This is a genomic window from Pseudocitrobacter cyperus (assembly GCF_039889165.1).
Lineage (GTDB): Bacteria > Pseudomonadota > Gammaproteobacteria > Enterobacterales > Enterobacteriaceae > Pseudocitrobacter > Pseudocitrobacter cyperus.
Genome location: NZ_JAYMYY010000010.1, coordinates 1 through 18,297 on the forward strand (window position 1 = coordinate 1; position 18,297 = coordinate 18,297).

At 53.6% G+C, this 18,297-nt stretch carries 17 protein-coding genes; 3 read left to right on the forward strand and 14 right to left on the reverse strand.

What is annotated here, in order from left to right; translation table 11 throughout:
- Positions 1 to 77: 77 nt before the first annotated feature.
- Genes hemG through pepQ form a run of 4 tightly spaced genes read right to left on the reverse strand, consistent with a single transcriptional unit; the run spans position 78 to position 4,059 of the window.
- Entirely contained in the window at positions 78 to 611 is a 534-nt protein-coding gene (hemG, locus tag VSR74_RS21220; protein WP_347796538.1) for a menaquinone-dependent protoporphyrinogen IX dehydrogenase, read from the reverse strand.
- 12 nt (positions 612 to 623) lie between these two features.
- Positions 624 to 2,075: a Trk system potassium transporter TrkH gene (gene trkH, locus VSR74_RS21225; protein ID WP_347796539.1), complete on the reverse strand. Its 1,452-nt coding sequence runs from the start codon at positions 2,073 to 2,075 to the stop codon at positions 624 to 626.
- Positions 2,076 to 2,113: 38 nt separating this feature from the next.
- Positions 2,114 to 2,728: an IMPACT family protein gene (locus VSR74_RS21230; protein ID WP_276223057.1), complete on the reverse strand. Its 615-nt coding sequence runs from the start codon at positions 2,726 to 2,728 to the stop codon at positions 2,114 to 2,116.
- Complete coding sequence (gene pepQ / locus VSR74_RS21235; protein ID WP_347796540.1) at positions 2,728 to 4,059, reverse strand: Xaa-Pro dipeptidase; 1,332 nt, start codon at positions 4,057 to 4,059, stop codon at positions 2,728 to 2,730. Before pepQ ends, VSR74_RS21230 begins: the two co-directional genes overlap by 1 nt.
- 190 nt (positions 4,060 to 4,249) lie before the next feature.
- Here pepQ and fadB point away from each other — a divergent pair, with 190 nt between their 5' ends.
- Positions 4,250 to 6,439 carry a fatty acid oxidation complex subunit alpha FadB gene (gene fadB / locus VSR74_RS21240; protein ID WP_347796541.1) on the forward strand — a complete coding sequence of 730 codons (2,190 nt, stop codon included), beginning with the start codon at positions 4,250 to 4,252 and terminating at the stop codon, positions 6,437 to 6,439.
- Positions 6,440 to 6,448: 9 nt separating this feature from the next.
- On the forward strand, positions 6,449 to 7,612 hold the full coding sequence (fadA, locus tag VSR74_RS21245; RefSeq protein WP_347796542.1) for an acetyl-CoA C-acyltransferase FadA: 1,164 nt from the start codon (positions 6,449 to 6,451) through the stop codon (positions 7,610 to 7,612).
- Between the two features lie 105 nt (positions 7,613 to 7,717).
- On the opposite strand, the gene VSR74_RS21250 is transcribed toward fadA, so the two are convergent.
- The 3 genes from VSR74_RS21250 to ubiD form a co-directional block, all read right to left on the reverse strand.
- Positions 7,718 to 9,541 carry an aryl-sulfate sulfotransferase gene (locus tag VSR74_RS21250; protein WP_347796543.1) on the reverse strand — a complete coding sequence of 608 codons (1,824 nt, stop codon included), beginning with the start codon at positions 9,539 to 9,541 and terminating at the stop codon, positions 7,718 to 7,720.
- 249 nt (positions 9,542 to 9,790) lie between these two features.
- Positions 9,791 to 10,492, reverse strand: coding sequence for an NAD(P)H-flavin reductase (gene fre, locus VSR74_RS21255; RefSeq protein WP_347796544.1), 702 nt, complete (start codon positions 10,490 to 10,492; stop codon positions 9,791 to 9,793).
- Positions 10,493 to 10,570: 78 nt separating this feature from the next.
- On the reverse strand, positions 10,571 to 12,055 hold the full coding sequence (gene ubiD / locus VSR74_RS21260; RefSeq protein WP_347796545.1) for a 4-hydroxy-3-polyprenylbenzoate decarboxylase: 1,485 nt from the start codon (positions 12,053 to 12,055) through the stop codon (positions 10,571 to 10,573).
- Between the two features lie 175 nt (positions 12,056 to 12,230).
- Here ubiD and rfaH point away from each other — a divergent pair, with 175 nt between their 5' ends.
- Complete coding sequence (gene rfaH, locus VSR74_RS21265) at positions 12,231 to 12,728, forward strand: transcription/translation regulatory transformer protein RfaH (RefSeq protein WP_347796546.1); 498 nt, start codon at positions 12,231 to 12,233, stop codon at positions 12,726 to 12,728.
- Here rfaH and tatD read toward each other — a convergent pair.
- The 7 genes from tatD to ubiE form a co-directional block, all read right to left on the reverse strand.
- A complete protein-coding gene (gene tatD / locus VSR74_RS21270) occupies positions 12,725 to 13,507 on the reverse strand; it encodes a 3'-5' ssDNA/RNA exonuclease TatD (RefSeq protein ID WP_347796547.1) in 783 nt (260 codons plus the stop codon). The two genes, rfaH and tatD, sit on opposite strands and share 4 nt — an antisense overlap.
- Before the next feature lie 39 nt (positions 13,508 to 13,546).
- On the reverse strand, positions 13,547 to 14,323 hold the full coding sequence (tatC, locus tag VSR74_RS21275) for a Sec-independent protein translocase subunit TatC (RefSeq protein ID WP_347796548.1): 777 nt from the start codon (positions 14,321 to 14,323) through the stop codon (positions 13,547 to 13,549).
- Between the two features lie 2 nt (positions 14,324 to 14,325).
- Positions 14,326 to 14,862 carry a Sec-independent protein translocase protein TatB gene (gene tatB, locus VSR74_RS21280; protein WP_347796549.1) on the reverse strand — a complete coding sequence of 179 codons (537 nt, stop codon included), beginning with the start codon at positions 14,860 to 14,862 and terminating at the stop codon, positions 14,326 to 14,328.
- Positions 14,863 to 14,865: 3 nt separating this feature from the next.
- The gene (tatA, locus tag VSR74_RS21285) at positions 14,866 to 15,120 is read right to left on the reverse strand and encodes a Sec-independent protein translocase subunit TatA (protein ID WP_015966408.1); all 255 of its coding nucleotides are present in this window, start codon (positions 15,118 to 15,120) and stop codon (positions 14,866 to 14,868) included.
- Between the two features lie 79 nt (positions 15,121 to 15,199).
- Positions 15,200 to 16,840, reverse strand: a complete 1,641-nt coding sequence (gene ubiB / locus VSR74_RS21290) for a ubiquinone biosynthesis regulatory protein kinase UbiB (protein WP_347796550.1) — start codon at positions 16,838 to 16,840, stop codon at positions 15,200 to 15,202.
- The gene (gene ubiJ / locus VSR74_RS21295) at positions 16,837 to 17,442 is read right to left on the reverse strand and encodes a ubiquinone biosynthesis protein UbiJ (protein WP_347796551.1); all 606 of its coding nucleotides are present in this window, start codon (positions 17,440 to 17,442) and stop codon (positions 16,837 to 16,839) included. The genes ubiB and ubiJ overlap by 4 nt, the downstream gene beginning before the upstream one ends.
- 12 nt (positions 17,443 to 17,454) lie before the next feature.
- Positions 17,455 to 18,210 carry a bifunctional demethylmenaquinone methyltransferase/2-methoxy-6-polyprenyl-1,4-benzoquinol methylase UbiE gene (gene ubiE, locus VSR74_RS21300; RefSeq protein ID WP_347796552.1) on the reverse strand — a complete coding sequence of 252 codons (756 nt, stop codon included), beginning with the start codon at positions 18,208 to 18,210 and terminating at the stop codon, positions 17,455 to 17,457.
- Between the last annotated feature and the right edge of the window lie 87 nt (positions 18,211 to 18,297).

The window sequence follows — 18,297 nt, forward strand, 5'->3', positions numbered from 1 at the left end:
AATTGAGATCTCGCAAGCATAAAATACAAAAAACTTTTCGTTCGCTCATTTTCCAGGCAATGCGCTACATTCGCACGCTATTTGCGTGGTATTTGAGCGATTTCACGGGCAAATCGCGTCACCTGCTGCCAGTCCGTATAAACCACTTCTTTACTGGTATCCGTTTCGCCGCCAGTCATCTTCATAATCAGGCGGATCATAAAGCGGTCATACCAGCGATAACGTGGGTAACGCAGCGCCCCGGCAAAAACGGCGCAGGCATCCGGCTGCCACGGCGAGGCCAACAGAAACTTACGCGTGTAGCTGTTAGTTTGCGGTGAGCGTTTATCTGGCTTACGCGCCACCAGGTTCACGGAGAAGAATGCGCTCGGCAATGCCTGCATCTGCGCGGCATGCTTTTTCACAAAACGATCGACTGCAGAATGGAAATGTCCATAGCGAATCGACGCCCCCACCACGACGCGGTCATACTGTTCCCACGCAACGCCCTGTGTACGATTCAGATCCATTAGTTCCGAATCGATACCCAGTTCTTTGAGTTCTGACGAGAGGTACGCGGCAATTTCACGCGTCTGACCATCACGGGTAGAGAAGAGAATTAATGTTTTCAACGCAAGCTCCACTTATTCGCGCCAGAAGGTTGGGGTAAACAACACCAGCAGCGTAAAGACTTCCAGACGACCAAACAGCATATTCGCGATCAGGATCCACTTCGCCACCGGGTTCATACTGGCAAAGTTATCCGCCACCACGCCAAGCCCTGGCCCAAGGTTATTCAGCGTTGCCACTACCGAGGCAAAGGCGGAGAAGTCATCCACACCCGTCGCGATAATCGCCAACATACTGATAATGAACACCAGCGCATACGCAGAGAAGAATCCCCATACCGCTTCAAGAATACGTTCCGGCAGTGCACGGTTGCCCAGCTTGATGCTATACACCGCATTCGGATGCACCAGACGTTTTAGTTCGCGGTTCCCCTGCTTGAACAGCAGCAGGATACGAATCACCTTCAGCCCCCCGCCCGTCGACCCGGCGCAGCCGCCGATAAACGCGGAGCAGAGTAACAGCACCGGCAGGAAGAGCGGCCAGCGAGCGATGCTGTCCGTTGTAAAGCCTGCTGTCGTCGCCATTGACACCACCTGGAAGAAGGCCTGGTTTAGCGTCGTCAATGCCGAGCTGTATACATTATGGAAGTAAAGCACCAGTGTACAGACGAATACCAGCGTCAGTTGAACGCCAATAAACATCCGAAATTCCGGATCGCGCCAGTAAACCTTCAGGCTCCGCCCACTCAGTAACGAGAAGTGCAGACCGTAGTTACACCCGGAGATCAGTAAGAAGATAGCAATAATGGTGTTAATCGTTGGACTGTCGAAATAACCCACGCTGGCATCATGCGTCGAGAAGCCGCCAATCGCGATAGTCGCGAAGCTATGCCCGATAGCGTCGAACGCCGGCATCCCCGCAAACCACAGCGCCAGCGCACAGGCGACGGTCAGCAATACATAGATGAGCCACAGGGTTTTTGCCGTTTCCGCAATACGCGGGCGCATCTTGTTATCCTTCAGCGGCCCCGGCATTTCAGCACGATAGAGCTGCATCCCCCCGACGCCGAGGATAGGCAGAATCGCCACGGCTAACACAATGATCCCCATACCGCCGAACCATTGCAGCATCTGGCGATAAAAGAGAATCGCATGTGGTAGCGAATCGAGCCCGACAAGCGTGGTAGCGCCTGTTGTCGTTAGCCCGGAAAAGGATTCAAAAAAAGCATCGGTTATCGTGAGGTTTGGCTGCTCAGAGAAGATAAAGGGAAGCGCACCCACGCTGCCCAGTACGGTCCAGAACAGCACCACAATCAAAAACCCTTCGCGTGATTTCAGTTCGCCCTTCTCGCGGCGGTTCGGCCACCACAGTAACGAGCCAATCACCAGCGCGACAAAAAAGGTTTGGGTAAATGCCCGCCCGGCACCATCGCGGTAAATCAATGCCACCAGGCCGGGAAGGATCATGGTTCCCGAAAACAAGATGACCAGAAGTCCGACAATTCGGGTTATGGCACGAAAATGCATCTCTGGCGCTTCCTTTGGTATAAAAGTAAGGAGGGGGATTATTCTTCAATCGCTAACAATTGCAATGAACCACGACTAAAATCAGCCAGTTTTGCTGTAAAAGCATCCACTTTCGCTTGCGGAAGCGCCACGCGTAGCTGTACCGATGCCTGGTAGTCACTGGCCACAATCACGCCAGAGAATTGCCCTAACAGCGTTTCTATCCCCGACAACTGACCGTATTCACACAACAGAGTATATTCGGTTAATGGCGTTTTGATTTGGGTTGTGAGCTGATTTAGCGCCTGCTGGACACCGCCGCCATAAGCTTTCACCAGGCCACCTGTCCCCAACAGCACGCCGCCGTAGTAGCGAACCACCACGGCGGTAATTTCGCCGACGCCGCTTCCCATAAGCTGCGCCAGCATCGGCTTACCCGCCGTTCCCGCCGGTTCACCATCGTCTGAAAAGCCAAGCTGCTGTGAGTCATCTGGCCGCCCGGCAACCCAGGCGACACAGTGGTGACGGGCATCAGGATGTTCCGCCCTTACCGACTCAACAAACGCTTTCGCCGCCTCCACCCCGTCGGTATGCGCCAGCAGGGTGATGAAACGGCTCTTTTTAATCTCTTCAGTAAACGTGACCGGCGACGCCGGTATCGGCCAACTTTCCATTACGCCAGTTTCAGATCGCGCGTCATGTTCTCAACATTATTTTCGTGGATCACGACGTTATCTTCGATGCGAATCCCGCCGAACGGTTTCAGCGCTTCAATTTTCTGCCAGTTGAAGTGCTTACTGAACTGCCCTTCACGCCATGGCGCCAGCAGGGATTCAATAAAGTAAATGCCCGGCTCGATGGTCAACACCATGCGCGGTTGCAACACGCGGGTGCAGCGCAGGTACGGATATTTCGACGGCGCGGCCAGGTGTGTGCCGGTATCATCCTGCATAAAGCCCGCAACATCATGCACCTGTAAGCCCAGCGGATGGCCTATACCATGCGGCATAAACGGCCCGGTCAGGTCGTTTTCGACCATCGCTTCTTCGCTCATATCCGTGAGGATCTGGTGTTTACGCAGGATCTTCGCGATACGCTGATGGAACTGGACGTGATAATCAACATAGCTCACGCCCGCTTTCATCGTCGCGATCAGCGCCTGTTGTTCATCGTTCACGTCTTTAATTAAATGGGCGAAATCATTGTCGCTGCTGACAGCCCAGGTACGGGTGAGGTCGGCCGCATAGCCGTTATATTCCGCGCCAGCATCCAGCAGGAAGCTGCGCACTTCAGATGGCACACGGTGATCCAATTTGGTGTAGTGCAGCACAGAGGCGTGTTCATTGAGCGCGACGATGTTGCTGTAAGGCACGTCGGTATCGCGATGACCGGTCGCCGTCAGGTACGCCTGATTAATGTCGAACTCGCTCATCCCGGAACGGAAAGCTTCCTCCGCTGCGCGATGGCCGTTGACCGCCGTTTTCTGCGCTTCACGCATGCAGGCCAGTTCGTAATCGGTTTTATAAGAGCGATAGTAGTGCAGGTAATCAATCACTCCTTTCGGGTTGATCTTATCGGCTGCGATACCCAGCCCAAGCGCGCGCTCCGGAACCGGACCGATATAACCCATATTCCCGCGTGCGGCTGGTAACTGGCTGCCAATGCCGTCAGCTTTCGGCAGCGCAATCACCTCAACTTCCTCTGTCCAGAAGGAGGTCGGCAACGGCTCAACGTTGTGCCAGTAATCAACTGGCAGGTAGAACCACAGCTTCGGTTTGTTGACGCCATCCACCAGCAGCCAGCAGTTCGGCACCTGGGTTACCGGCACCCAGGCTTTGAACTGCGGGTTAACCTTGAACGGATACGGGTGGTCATCGAGGAACACATTCATCAGTTCGCCGGAGTGAATTAACAGCGCATCCAGCTTAAAGCGCTCCAGCGCATTACGCGCCCGCTCCTGCAAGGTAACAATATGATTTTTGTAGAGTGCAGCCAGTGATTCCATTTTTAGTCCTTGTACATTTTTGCCCTCAAGTTTTCGCATCTTAGCACACCTCGCCGAACCTGCGTGATCTCCACCAGTCGTGATCTCCCCAGCAAATATTTAAAGAGTAATTTGCATTTTGTTAACATAAAAACCACACTCAGCCTCATCTGGTACGACCAGATTACACTGCTGGATTCAGGAGACTGACATGCTCTACAAAGGCGATACCCTGTACCTCAACTGGCTGGAAGATGGCATTGCCGAACTGGTGTTCGATGCCCCCGGCTCGGTGAACAAATTAGATACGGCGACCGTAGCCAGCCTCGGTCACGCGCTCGATGTCCTCGAAAAACAAAAAGAGCTGAAAGGGCTGCTGCTGCGCTCTGAAAAAGCGGCGTTTATCGTCGGCGCTGATATTACCGAATTTCTCTCCCTCTTCCTGGTGCCGGAAGAGCAACTCAGCGAATGGCTGCATTTCGCCAACAGCGTCTTCAACCGTCTGGAAGATTTACCGGTTCCGACCATCGCCGCCGTGAACGGCTACGCGCTGGGCGGCGGCTGCGAATGTGTGCTGGCGACCGACTACCGATTAGCGACACCAGATCTGCGTATTGGCCTGCCGGAAACCAAACTGGGGATCATGCCTGGTTTTGGCGGTTCCGTGCGTATGCCGCGCCTGCTGGGTGCCGACAGCGCGCTGGAGATCATCGCCGCCGGGAAAGATGTCGGCGCTGAGCAGGCGCTGAAAATCGGCCTGGTGGATGGCGTTGTTAAACAAGAGAAACTGATCGACGGCGCGCTGGCCGTATTACGCCAGGCGATAAACGGCGATCTCGACTGGCGCGCGAAACGCCGCCCGAAACTGGAGCCACTGAAGCTCAGTAAAGTGGAAGCCGCCATGAGCTTCACCATCGCCAAAGGCATGGTGATGCAGACGGCGGGTAAACACTATCAAGCGCCAATTACAGCGGTGAAAACCATTGAAGCCGCTGCCCGCCTGGGGCGCGACGACGCGCTGAAGCTGGAAAACCAAAGCTTTGTCCCACTGGCGCATACTAACGAAGCCCGCGCGCTGGTTGGCATCTTCCTTAACGATCAGTACGTCAAAGGGCTGGCGAAAAAACTCACTAAAACCACCGATGCACCGAAACACGCGGCCGTTCTGGGCGCAGGCATTATGGGCGGCGGCATAGCCTATCAGTCGGCCTGGAAAGGCGTGCCGGTCATCATGAAAGATATCAACGAGAAATCGCTGACGCTTGGTATGACGGAAGCCAGTAAGCTGCTGAACAAACAACTGGAACGCGGCAAAATTGATGGTCTGAAGCTGGCGGGCGTCATTTCAACGATTCAACCGACGCTGGACTATGCTGGATTCGACCGTGTGGACGTGGTTGTGGAAGCCGTTGTTGAAAATCCGAAGGTGAAAAAAGCGGTACTGGCGGAAACCGAGCAAAAAGTTCGCCCGGACACCGTGCTGGCTTCCAACACCTCCACTATTCCTATCAGCGAACTGGCCGACGCGCTGGCGCGCCCGGAAAACTTCTGCGGCATGCACTTCTTTAACCCGGTGCACCGCATGCCGCTGGTTGAAATCATTCGCGGCAAAAAAACCAGCGAAGAGACCATCGCCAAAGTCGTCTCCTGGGCCAGCCAGATGGGCAAAACGCCTATCGTGGTCAATGACTGCCCCGGCTTCTTCGTCAACCGCGTACTCTTCCCCTACTTCGCCGGTTTCAGCCAGTTGCTGCGCGACGGCGCGGATTTCCGCAAAGTCGACAAAGTAATGGAGAAACAGTTCGGCTGGCCAATGGGCCCGGCTTACCTGCTGGATGTTGTCGGCATTGATACTGCGCATCACGCGCAGGCAGTGATGGCGGCGGGTTTCCCGCAGCGGATGCAGAAAGATTACCGCGATGCGATCGATGCGCTGTTCGACGCCAGCCGCTTCGGGCAGAAAAATGGCCTTGGCTTCTGGCGTTATAAAGAAGACAGCAAAGGCAAGCCGAAGAAAGAAGAAGATGCGACCGTCGATAGCCTGTTGGCAGAAGTAAGCCAGCCGAAGCGCGATTTCAGCGACGAAGAGATCATCGCCCGCATGATGATCCCGATGGTCAACGAAGTGGTGCGCTGCCTGGAAGCAGGCATCATTGCCAGCCCGGCAGAAGCCGATATGGCGCTGGTCTACGGTCTGGGCTTCCCTCCGTTCCACGGCGGCGCGTTCCGCTGGCTCGATACGCTCGGCAGCGCGAAATATCTCGATATGGCGCAGCAATATCAGCACCTCGGCCCGTTGTATGACGTGCCGGAAGGTCTGCGCAATAAAGCGCGTCATAACGAACCGTATTATCCCGCAGTGGAGCCCGCCCGTCCGGTTGGCGCACTGAAAACGGCTTAAGGAGTCACAATGGAACAGGTTGTCATTGTCGATGCAATTCGTACCCCGATGGGCCGTTCGAAAGGCGGCGCCTTCCGTCACGTGCGCGCAGAAGATCTTTCAGCGCACCTGATGCGTAGCCTGCTGGCGCGCAACCCGGCACTGGAAGCGGCTGCGCTGGACGACATTTACTGGGGTTGCGTGCAGCAAACGCTGGAGCAGGGTTTTAACATTGCGCGTAACGCCGCCCTGCTGGCGGAAGTGCCGCATTCGGTGCCCGCAAATACCGTTAACCGCCTCTGCGGATCATCCATGCAGGCGCTGCACGATGCCGCGCGCATGCTCATGACCGGCGATGCGCACGCCTGCCTTATCGGCGGTGTGGAGCATATGGGTCATGTGCCAATGAGCCACGGCGTCGATTTCCACCCGGGCTTAAGCCGTAACGTCGCCAAAGCGGCGGGCATGATGGGCTTAACCGCCGAAATGCTGGCGCGTATGCACGGCATCAGCCGTGAGATGCAGGACGCTTTTGCCGCCCGCTCTCACGCCCGCGCCTGGGCCGCAACCCAGTCCGGCGCGTTCAAAAATGAAATCGTCCCAACTGGCGGTCACGATGCCGACGGCGTTCTGAAGCAGTTTAACTACGATGAGGTGATTCGACCGGAAACCACCGTTGAAGCGCTCTCCACGCTGAAACCGGCGTTTGACCCGGTCACCGGTACGGTAACGGCAGGCTCCTCTTCCGCCCTTTCCGATGGCGCATCCGCCATGCTGGTGATGAGTGAAAGCCGCGCCCGCGAGTTAGGTTTCACGCCACGCGCGCGCATTCGCTCAATGGCGGTTGTCGGCTGCGACCCATCTATCATGGGTTATGGCCCGGTTCCGGCTTCTAAGCTGGCGCTGAAAAAAGCAGGCCTGTCGGTAAGCGATATCGACCTGTTCGAAATGAACGAAGCGTTTGCCGCACAGATCCTGCCATGCATTAAAGATCTGGGGCTGATGGAGCAGATCGACGAGAAGATCAACCTCAACGGCGGCGCGATCGCGCTGGGTCATCCGTTGGGATGTTCAGGTGCGCGTATCAGTACCACGCTGCTGAACCTGATGGAACGCAAAGACGCCCAGTTCGGCCTGGCGACAATGTGTATTGGGTTAGGTCAGGGAATTGCGACCGTATTTGAACGCGTATAAGTACAAGTCGGCCGGGTAAGCGCAGCGCCCCCGGCCGATAAATTAAAAGATTAGTTGCCGTTCTTCCCGCCTGTCAGGGGCGGGTTTTTTGTTTCTCGCGACACGTTAATCAGTAAACGCTTTTTGCAGGCTAAACGGCATGGCCTGATACCCTCGCGTACCGTGTAACTGCATCTCTACCGCAGGCTCTTTCTCACCCCATTTGAACTCTTCCAGATACGGATTCGGCAAACTGGTGAATGCCCCAACAGTCAGATCAAACTGGCCACCGGCCGTTGCGGAATAGACAAACACCGAGTTCTTATCCGTCTGATATTCGGTTATCGACGTCACCGGGCTAAACCATTCGTTCCCGCGCTCTTTGCCATACTCCCAAACCTGCTCTACGGTCTTTTTCTTCTGATCGATTTTGTAGATAACCGAACGGCTGTACTTCATGCTTTGCATTGCCGGTTGTTCAAGGCCGCGCCCATCGCCGTTATCAAAAGCCGAGAGGTAAAGAATGTCGCCTTTGCTCTTACTGTCAATTTTAAAGGCGGTATGTTGTGTCCACGTCCAGTCGAAATCACCTTCACAGGTGTTGTTCTCACAGACAATTTTTTTGCCTGTACTGTCCACGGGCGTCAGCACCACGGCATCAAACGGCGCTTTCCAGCCCGTTGGCGTACCCATAATCCATTTCACTTTTTTATCGCGGCCAATCTTGATGATCGCGCTTTGGTGGCGGGAACTGATAATGATGGAGTCGTCTTCACTGTCATAATCGACGCTATTAACATGCGCCCAGTTACGCCCCGGCCCGCTACCCACGATATCGCCGAATTTATCGGATGAGTCCAGCGCCGCCAGGTCTTCCGCGCTCAATGTATGCCCCGACTGGCTGGCATCGATATTCAGACATACCGCGCCCTGATCGAGCGTTTTCATTACCACATCACGGTACGGATCGAGAATATCAAACAGGCGCCATTCATCGACCACCACACCGTTCTGATCGACTTCGGCAATCACATCACGCACGGTGCGCACATTTTTCCCATCGGCGCGTTTGAGGTTTGAGCTCGCCACACGCAGGAAGTAATGCCCATTGGCTGCGTTATCCATTGAGTGTGAGAAGTCGTTGTAATTATCCGGCAGGCGGCGATTAAAGATTTCGCGCCCCATGATGTCATATTTCACATAGCGTTGGCCGTAGCCCCAGGTCAGCGCACCATCCTGATTCTGTTTGAAGCCCATCATCACGCCGGCCTTATAGATGGATTTCAAATCATAGATAGGACTGGCTTTCATAAACCAGCGAATATCGCCGGAGGAGTCAATCACCGCGTTGACTGGATAGAAGTTCCACTCCAGCGCTCCGCCAACCGGGTTATTCCAGACGGTACGCGTTCCATTACCTGATTTATCCTGCAAGTTATTCAATAAATACAAACGATCTTTAAATTCTGGCGCAACTTTTTTGACATCAACGGTAAAATACGCAGCGGTTTCTTCTTTTGATCCGGCGGCTTCGTTATAAGCTGGCGGCGCATACATTTTATAACTTTCTTTTATTTTTTCCGTCTTATTACCATAGATTCTCGTATATTCAACTTCGACGGTATTGACGTAATCAGGGTAAAGACCAAATACCGGGATCCCACCGTAGGTCAGCAGATATTTATTGTTAACTTTATACGCAATTTCCTGGCCATCCTTCTTCGGTACGATTCTGACCTGTGCATCGCGTAACTGATAGCCGCCATTACGGATCACCGCCGTCAGCGGTGCAATGTCATAGGGGTTCATTACCACTTCGCCGATCTTGCCCTGAACCTGGTAATCGATTTTTGCGCCACTGGCGCCGCCAATAGCGAATGCGGTGGAAGGTAATGTTGATAAAACGGCAACAGATAACGCCAGAGAAGTTAAAGCATATTTAAATTTCATAGTACTCTCCATATTATAATGAGAAAGAGCAACTCCGTTTATATTTCTGCAATAACGATAGACAATAATTATTTAATGAGACAGGTAATGCGTGAAGTAAAATATCATTTATTGAATCAATGATATAAAAATAACTTACCTGTGTTGAATAACACAGAGACGGGGACTTTACGATTAAGAAAAAATGAAAATAATATTCAGCAGGGCTAAATATGTATCAGGGCGCTGAATACGCCCTGATAGCTCCCTTTAAATAAAGGCAAACGCATCGCCAAACAGTCGGTCTTCGCGCGCCTGACGTTCGTTGCAGAACAGGTCGCGGGCAATTTTTGCCATCTCAAAGCGTCCGGCGATATAGATATCATGCTCCGCCAGCGTGCCGTAATCCTGCAATACCGCCGTCAGCACGGTACCAGTGCGGCCACGCCACTCTTCATCCGGCTGTTCAACAACCGGAACCACATTCAGCTTAGGATGATTCACCGTTAACGCTTCCAGCTCGGCCAGATCATAAAGGTGTTTCTCTTCACGTCCGCCCCAGTAGATGGTGATATCACGGTTCGGATTACGCTTCAGCGCGGTTAGCAGAATCGAACGCACATAGGAAAAACCGGTGCCGCCAGCAATCAGAATCAGCGGACGCTCTTCATCATCGCGCAGCCAGGCTTCGCCATGGGGAATATCAACAACAATCTCGCGATCCTTCAGAATGCGATCCATTACCGCCATCGCGTAAAGATTCAGCTCCGACGCGCCGATATGCAGCTCAATGTATTCCTGCTGATCTGGCGTGGAGGCCATGGAGAATGGGCGTTTATCACGCTCGTCCATCACCACCATCAGATACTGACCCGCCTGGAAAGAGAATGGGGCTTCGGATACTAAACGGACGCGATATACCGTGTCGGTAATGGCATCTACCGAGGTCACTTTACAGCTTAAGATTGTCATGCGCTCCCTCTGTCGGGTCTATACTCGTCATTTCCGGGGCGCAAAACCGCCCCGGTCGTCAGTGTCTGAACAGCTACGTTAGTCTCGTTTGCTGTCGCTAAAAATGGCCAGTTCATCCCAGATAGCGTCAATGCGCGCTGTAACCGCCGGGTCTTTTTTGATCGGGCGTCCCCATTCACGTTGGGTTTCTCCCGGCCATTTGTTGGTGGCGTCCAGCCCCATTTTTGACCCCAGACCGGAGACCGGCGAGGCAAAATCCAGATAATCAATCGGCGTGTTTTCCACCAGAACCGTATCCCGCGCGGGATCCATACGGGTGGTAATCGCCCAGATCACATCATTCCAGTCACGCGCATTGACATCGTCATCGCAGACGATAACAAACTTGGTGTACATAAACTGGCGTAAAAACGACCATACGCCCATCATGACTCGTTTAGCGTGTCCGGCGTACTGTTTTTTCATTGTGACAACCGCCAGGCGGTATGAACACCCTTCTGGTGGTAAATAGAAATCAACAATTTCCGGGAACTGCTTTTGCAGAATCGGCACGAAAACTTCGTTTAGCGCGACGCCCAGCACGGCCGGTTCATCTGGCGGACGGCCAGTATAAGTGGAGTGATAAATGGCATCATCACGCTGGGTAATATGCGTGACGGTAAACACCGGGAAGCTATCCACTTCGTTATAGTAACCAGTGTGGTCGCCATACGGCCCTTCCGGCGCCATCTCTCCGATTTCGATATAACCTTCAAGCACGATCTCCGCACTGGCAGGCACTTCCAGGTCGTTGGAAACGCACTTCACCACTTCGGTTTTAGTGCCACGCAGCAAACCGGCGAACGCGTATTCCGACAGCGTATCCGGCACCGGTGTTACCGCACCGAGAATCGTTGCAGGATCGGCGCCCAGTGCCACGGATACCGGGAATCGCTCGCCCGGATGCGCCGCGCACCACTCCTGAAAATCGAGCGCGCCGCCACGATGGGACAACCAGCGCATAATCAGTTTGTTTTTACCGATCACCTGCTGGCGATAAATACCGAGGTTCTGCCGCTCTTTATGCGGGCCGCGCGTCACCGTCAATCCCCAGGTGATCAGCGGGGCCGCATCTTCCGGCCAGCAGGTCATCACCGGAATGCGGGATAAATCCACATCATCACCGGAGATAATCTTTTGCTGGCAGGGCGCGCCACGCAGACGTTTAGTCGGCATGTTAAGAACTTGTTTGAAATGAGGGAGCTTATCAAAGAGATCGCGGAACCCTTTTGGCGGTTCAGGCTCTTTCAGGAAGGCCAGCAGTTTTCCCACTTCACGCAGCGCGCTGACATCCTCCTGCCCCATCCCCATCGCCACGCGCTTAGGCGTACCGAACAAATTGCACAGCACTGGCATGTCATAACCCGTGGGATTTTCGAATAACAGAGCCGGGCCGCCAGCACGCAGGGTGCGATCGGCAATTTCGGTGATTTCCAGATGAGGATCAACAGGCAGCGTTATGCGTTTCAGCTCGCCCTGTTGCTCCAGCAATGTCAGAAAGTCGCGTAGGTCGTGGTATTTCATGGGGAAAGTGATGGCCTCCTGGTCAGCGTATCATTATACGGCGAATGGCGTTGTGATGCTGTATTTTTGTTAAATTCGCGTAAACCAATACATCAAAGTTATCAATATCAGTTATCATCGCGATCGCATCACTCTTTTGATATGCTTGCACTCTACATTGTGAGAACGAGTCATTATGCAAGCCTGGTATTTACTGTACTGCAAACGCGGGCAACTTCAGCGCGCTCAGGAACATCTTGAACGGCAGGCAGTTAATTGCCTGACGCCGATGATCACCCTTGAGAAAATGGTACGTGGTAAGCGTACGTCAGTCAGTGAGCCGCTCTTCCCTAACTATCTGTTCGTCGAGTTCGACCCGGAAGTGATTCATACCACCACAATCAACGCGACCCGCGGCGTCAGCCACTTTGTACGCTTTGGTATGCATCCGGCCACCGTCCCTTCCAGCGTTATTCATCAGCTTTCAGTTTATAAACCGGAAGACATTACCGACCCCAGCACGCCCTTCCCCGGCGACAATGTGGTTATCACCGAAGGCGCATTTGAGGGTCTGCAGGCGATCTTCTCTGAGCCCGACGGACAAGCCCGCTCAATGTTACTGCTCAACTTGCTAAACAAGCAGGTTCTACAGAGCGTAAAAAACACCGATTTTCGCAAAACAGACACTGCCTAAAACGTAATATTAAACAGCGTTTTGACGTTGTTGTCAGTGACCGACCCGAGCCACGGCGCCTCTACGCTACGCCAGTGGGCGATTTGCGCCAAAATGTGGCCGACGAACGCAGGCTCATTCCTGCGCGATTTCGGTTTTGGCGTCATGTCTCGCGGCAGCAGATAAGGCGCGTCGGTCTCAATCATCAGGCGTTCCGCCGGAATATACGGCAGCAATTCACGTAATTCCAGCCCGCGACGTTCGTCGCAAACCCAACCGGTAATGCCAATATAGAGACCGCGGTCTACGCAGGCCTGCATCTCTTCACGCGTTCCGGTAAAGCAGTGCAGCACACCGCCAGGCAACTTATCAAGCCACGGGTCGAGCAGTTCCAGAAACCGCGAGTGAGCGTCACGGCAATGCATAAATACCGGCATCGACAGCTCTGCCGCCAGAGCCAGTTGGGCATTAAATGCCGCTTCCTGTTCCGCTGGCGTAGAGAAATTACGATTAAAGTCGAGCCCGCATTCACCAATCGCCACCACTTCCGGCTGCCGCGCCAGCTTGTGAATGCGCTCCTCCACGTCCTGACCCCAGCTACTGCTATCATGCGGATGAACACCCGCAGTCGACCAGCATCCTGTCAATCGCTGTGCTAACTGCCAGGCTTCTTCGCTTTCATGGCTGTTAGTGCCGGTCAACAACAGGCCATTGACGCCAGCCTCATGAGCCCTGGCGACGACCTCATCACGGTCTCGGGAAAACTGCGAACTTGTAAGATTCACGCCAATATCAAACATCTGCGCTCCATACGAAAACCGCCCTGACGGGCGGTTAAATTATTCTTCGTGTTTCTCAGCTTCGGCTTCTGCTTCTGCATCTTCATCGCGTGTCGCTCGCTTCCCGGTATAGAAGCGGGCGAAGAAGACGCCAACCTCAAACAGGCAGTACATCGGTATTGCCAGCAGCGTTTGCGAGAAGACATCCGGCGGCGTCAGCAACATGCCGATGACAAACGCGCCGACCAGCACATAAGGACGCTTTTTGCGCAGGTCTTCCGGCGTAGTCACGCCAACCCAGCAGAGCAGTACAATCGCGACGGGCACTTCGAAAGAGACCCCAAAGGCGATGAACAGCGACATCACAAAATCGAGATAGCTCTTAATATCGGTCGAGACCAGCACGCCCGCAGGAGCCGCATGCGTCAGGAATCCGAACGCCAGCGGGAACACCACAAAATAGGCGAAGGCCATACCGGTATAGAACAGCACCGTACTGGAAACCAGCAGCGGCACCACCAGTCGACGCTCATGCTTATAGAGCGCAGGCGCGACAAACGCCCAAACCTGATAGAGGATGACAGGAGCCGACAGGATAATCGACACCATAAAGGTCAGTTTGATCGGCGTAAAGAACGGTGATGCCACATCGGTAGCAATCATTGTCGCCCCTACCGGCATCTGCCTGATCAATGGTGCGGAGACCAACTGATAAATATCATTGGCGAAATAAACTAACGCCAGAAAAATAATGAGTACCGCCATGATGCTGTTCAGCAGACGCTTACGCAGCTCAATCAGATGCGAAACCAGCGGTTGAGTATCTTCTACGCCCATGTTTACGCTTTATCACTTGATGCAGGGGATGGTTCAGAAACGGTAGTGGCTTTCTTCTCTTGTTCAGAGTCGCTCGCCACCGCCGCTTCCGGCGCTTGGGTTTCAGCAGGAGATGGAACCTGTTCGTCGGTACTGGCCTGATGCTCTGCCGTCGACGGCGTCACTCCGGCGCGCTGCTCTTCGCTATCCTTAACTATCGGGTTATGGATAGTGTTCGCTTCATCACTTGCCTTCTCGGGGTCGTGAATAGAGTAAGAGCGCTTCATGGACTCCGCCGCTTCACGCAGCTCATTCATCGACTCTTTAAGCTCGGGCGTTAAGGTATCCAGGCTCGCTTTCTCCACTTTTTTCAGGCTGTCCTGAAATTCCTGAAGTTTAAGCTCCTGGGTAAGCTCGTTTTGTACCGTTGTTGCCAGCGATCGCAGCGCACGAATCCAGCCAACAACTGTTTTAACCGCTACTGGCAAACGTTTTGGCCCCAAAACAACGAGGCCAATAACGAACACCAGTAGCAGTTCACTGAAACCAATATCAAACACGAATTACACCTGCTCGTTGTCGTGGCGTTTCGCTTCGTCTTTCTTTGCGTCTTCCTGCTTGTCAGTAATTGATTTTGCAGTGAAATCCGCATCCTGGGTCGATTTGTCTTTCTTGTCGTCTTCATCACCCATGGCTTTTTTAAAACCTTTGATGGACGCGCCTAAATCTGACCCCAGCGAGCTCAGCTTTTTAGTCCCAAAAAGCAGAACCACGATAACGACGATAATCAGCAACTGCCAAATACTAATACCACCCATACATCTTCCTCTGTGATAGATGATGAAATAACCATTGGCGCATTATACGTTATGCGCCATCGTGATAGCGATGCAAAATTCAGCGCGTTTTACGCCAGCCAGCGAACCATACCACCAGCCCCGCGCCCATCAGCCATGCGGGCATGAAGCCCCAATCCGGGCGATTTATCAGCAACAGAGTACCGCTCAATAATAAAACGGCACCTATACCAAAGAGATACCGTGACTGCCCCTGACGGGTACGATGAACGGTAATGTCGCCCGCAAGCTTATCCAAACTGCTCTGTAAATGTTTGCTCTGGCGCAAACTGTCGTACACCAGTTCAGGTAATTCGGGCATTTTTTCGATCCAGAAGGGTGCTTTCTCTTTCAGCGCACGAACCAGCGCCGGAATACCCACCTGATCTTTGAGCCAGGATTCGAGGAACGGCTTAGCCGTTTGCCACAAATCGAGTTGAGGATAAAGCTGTCGCCCCACCCCCTCAACATAGAGCAGCGTTTTTTGCAGCAACACCAGTTGCGGCTGCACTTCCATGTTGAAACGGCGCGCCGTGTTAAATAAGTTTAGCAACACATGGCCAAAGGAGATTTCTGCCAGCGGTTTTTCAAAGATAGGCTCGCAAACGGTGCGAATGGCAAACTCAAAATCTTCGACGTTGGTATCCGGCGGTACCCAGCCAGAATCAACGTGCAGCTCCGCCACTTTGCGATAATCGCGGTTAAAGAAGGCGATGAAGTTCTCCGCCAGATAGCGCTTATCTTCTTTGTTCAGCGAGCCAACAATACCGCAGTCGATACCGATATATTGCGGATCTTCCGGGTGCTCGTAGCTGACAAAAATATTGCCGGGGTGCATGTCTGCATGGAAGAAACTGTCGCGGAATACCTGGGTGAAGAAGACCTGCACACCACGTTCCGCTAACAGTTTCATGTTGGTGTTTTGCTTCAGCAACGCTTCAGTATCCGACACGGGAATACCGTAAATACGCTCCATTACCATCATGTTTTCGCTGCAATAATCGGAGTAGACCTCTGGCACATATAGCATCGGGCTCTCTTCGAAGTTGCGGCGTAGCTGGATAGCATTCGCGGCTTCGCGCAGCAGATTCAGTTCGTCGATCAGCGTTTTTTCATAGTCGCGCACCACTTCAACCGGGCGCAGGCGACGACCATCTGGCAGCAGGCGAGGAACCCAACGCGCCAGGCGGTAGATAAGTTTCATATCCGCTTTGATAACCGGCAGGATATCCGGGCGAATAACCTTGATAACCACCTCTTTGCCGTTCTCTTTCAGACGCGCGGTATGCACCTGAGCAATAGACGCAGATGCCAACGGATGGATATCGAAATCATCAAACCAGCTTTCGATAGGGATATCCCCCATCGCCTTTTCCATCAGTTTTTGCGCCTGCACACCATCGAAAGGCGCAACGCGATCCTGCAACATGCTGAGCTGGTCGGCGATGTGCGGCGGGAAGAGGTCACGGCGCGTTGAAAGCATCTGCCCAAGTTTAATCCAGACCGGGCCGAGCTCCTGTAATGCCAGGCGCATGCGCTCGCCCAGCGGACGGTCTTTGTGGCGATTAGGCATCCAGAACAGCATCCGACGCCAGATCCGCAGCGGCAGGGTGATGCGCATTTTGGGAATGAGCTCATCAAGCCCGTAACTCAAAAAGGTATGGATGATAAAATACAGGCGCCGTAATTCTCCTGGCGTCATTTCCCCTCCAGTTTTTCCAGCCGCTTCGTCAGCGCATCAACGGCGCGTTCCACGGCCATTGTCTCTTCCGCAAACCAGGCCAGCTCCAGCGCGCCGGGCGCCAGGCGCCACTCTTCAGTGACTGCTTCCGCCACATAATGCTGCTGACGTTCCAGGCCATGCTTCAGGAATTTCGCCCCACCGCGCAGCATTTTACTGACTCCTTCTGCAGCGATATCGCCCGTATAGGGAGCCAGGAGTTCCGCCGCGTCAAATTCCGCAAGGTCGGCCAGGGCGACCACATTCTGCACAACCTGAATATCACCCTGCACTTCCAGATCGCCGGAGCGGATTAAGGCAGTCAATTGCTGACGATTACGCAGTTGCGGCAAAACACCGATTCGGGTGATGACTGTACAGTCAGCCTCGCCTTCCCAGGCCCCCAGAACATCGACCTGCCGTTCGCTAAATACCAGCACCAGCGGCGATGTGAACTCTTTAAGCTCTACGCGCAGCACTTTACCCACCAGACGCTGGCGGGCTGGTTTCAACGCCCGCTCACGCCACAGGAAAGCGTTGAGTACCGTTTCAATTCCGGCAGTCACTAAGGGTTTTACAGGCATCAGGCCCTCCTGTCAGAACTTATAACCGCGGTGCAGCGCGACAATTCCCGCCGTCAGGTTGAAGTACTCAACGCTCTCCATTCCGGCCTCTTGCATCATCGCCTTCAGGGTTTCCTGATCGGGGTGCATACGGATGGATTCCGCCAGATAGCGATAACTGTCAGCATCGTTAGCGACCATTTCGCCAATACGCGGCAAAATGTGGAAGGAGTAAGCATCGTAAGCTTTGCTCAGCGGTTCGATAATGGGTTTGGAGAACTCGAGCACCAGCAGACGGCCGCCCGGCTTCAGTACGCGATACATTGAACGCAGCGCTTTTTCTTTATCGGTGACGTTACGCAGCCCAAAAGAGATGGTGATGCAGTCGAAGGTGTTATCCGGGAACGGCAGCGCTTCCGCGTTTGCCTGCACATACTCCACATTACCGATAACGCCATGGTTGCGCAGCTTTTCGCGCCCCATTTTCAGCATAGAGTCGTTGATATCAGCCAGCACGACGCGACCGGTTTCCCCCACCATGCGGGAGAATTTTGCGGTCAAATCTCCCGTACCGCCCGCCAGATCGAGGACAGTTTGCCCACGACGAACGCCGCTACAATCGATGGTAAAACGCTTCCAGATACGATGAATGCCAAACGACATTAAATCGTTCATCACATCATATTTTGCGGCCACAGAGTGGAAAACGTGGGCGACCATGTCTTCCTTCTGGGATTTGGCGATTGTCTTAAAGCCAAAGTGCGTTGTGTCTTGTGATTCCTCAACCATCTCTATGCCTGCTTATAAAGAAAATGTTCATGGAGTGTAACAGATTGGGCGCAATTGCCCTACGATTCAACCCCGCTACACTCCCTC

Bases quoted from the DNA above. Each gene is read 5' to 3' on its own strand.
- trkH (WP_347796539.1), bottom strand. From the start codon at position 2,075: ATGCATTTTCGTGCCATAACCCGAATTGTCGGACTTCTGGTCATCTTG.
- VSR74_RS21230 (WP_276223057.1), bottom strand. From the start codon at position 2,728: ATGGAAAGTTGGCCGATACCGGCGTCGCCGGTCACGTTTACTGAAGAG.
- pepQ (WP_347796540.1), bottom strand. From the start codon at position 4,059: ATGGAATCACTGGCTGCACTCTACAAAAATCATATTGTTACCTTGCAG.
- fadB (WP_347796541.1), top strand. From the start codon at position 4,250: ATGCTCTACAAAGGCGATACCCTGTACCTCAACTGGCTGGAAGATGGC.
- fadA (WP_347796542.1), top strand. From the start codon at position 6,449: ATGGAACAGGTTGTCATTGTCGATGCAATTCGTACCCCGATGGGCCGT.
- VSR74_RS21250 (WP_347796543.1), bottom strand. From the start codon at position 9,541: ATGAAATTTAAATATGCTTTAACTTCTCTGGCGTTATCTGTTGCCGTT.
- fre (WP_347796544.1), bottom strand. From the start codon at position 10,492: ATGACAATCTTAAGCTGTAAAGTGACCTCGGTAGATGCCATTACCGAC.
- ubiD (WP_347796545.1), bottom strand. From the start codon at position 12,055: ATGAAATACCACGACCTACGCGACTTTCTGACATTGCTGGAGCAACAG.
- rfaH (WP_347796546.1), top strand. From the start codon at position 12,231: ATGCAAGCCTGGTATTTACTGTACTGCAAACGCGGGCAACTTCAGCGC.
- tatD (WP_347796547.1), bottom strand. From the start codon at position 13,507: ATGTTTGATATTGGCGTGAATCTTACAAGTTCGCAGTTTTCCCGAGAC.
- tatC (WP_347796548.1), bottom strand. From the start codon at position 14,323: ATGGGCGTAGAAGATACTCAACCGCTGGTTTCGCATCTGATTGAGCTG.
- tatA (WP_015966408.1), bottom strand. From the start codon at position 15,120: ATGGGTGGTATTAGTATTTGGCAGTTGCTGATTATCGTCGTTATCGTG.
- ubiB (WP_347796550.1), bottom strand. From the start codon at position 16,840: ATGACGCCAGGAGAATTACGGCGCCTGTATTTTATCATCCATACCTTT.
- ubiJ (WP_347796551.1), bottom strand. From the start codon at position 17,442: ATGCCTGTAAAACCCTTAGTGACTGCCGGAATTGAAACGGTACTCAAC.
- ubiE (WP_347796552.1), bottom strand. From the start codon at position 18,210: ATGGTTGAGGAATCACAAGACACAACGCACTTTGGCTTTAAGACAATC.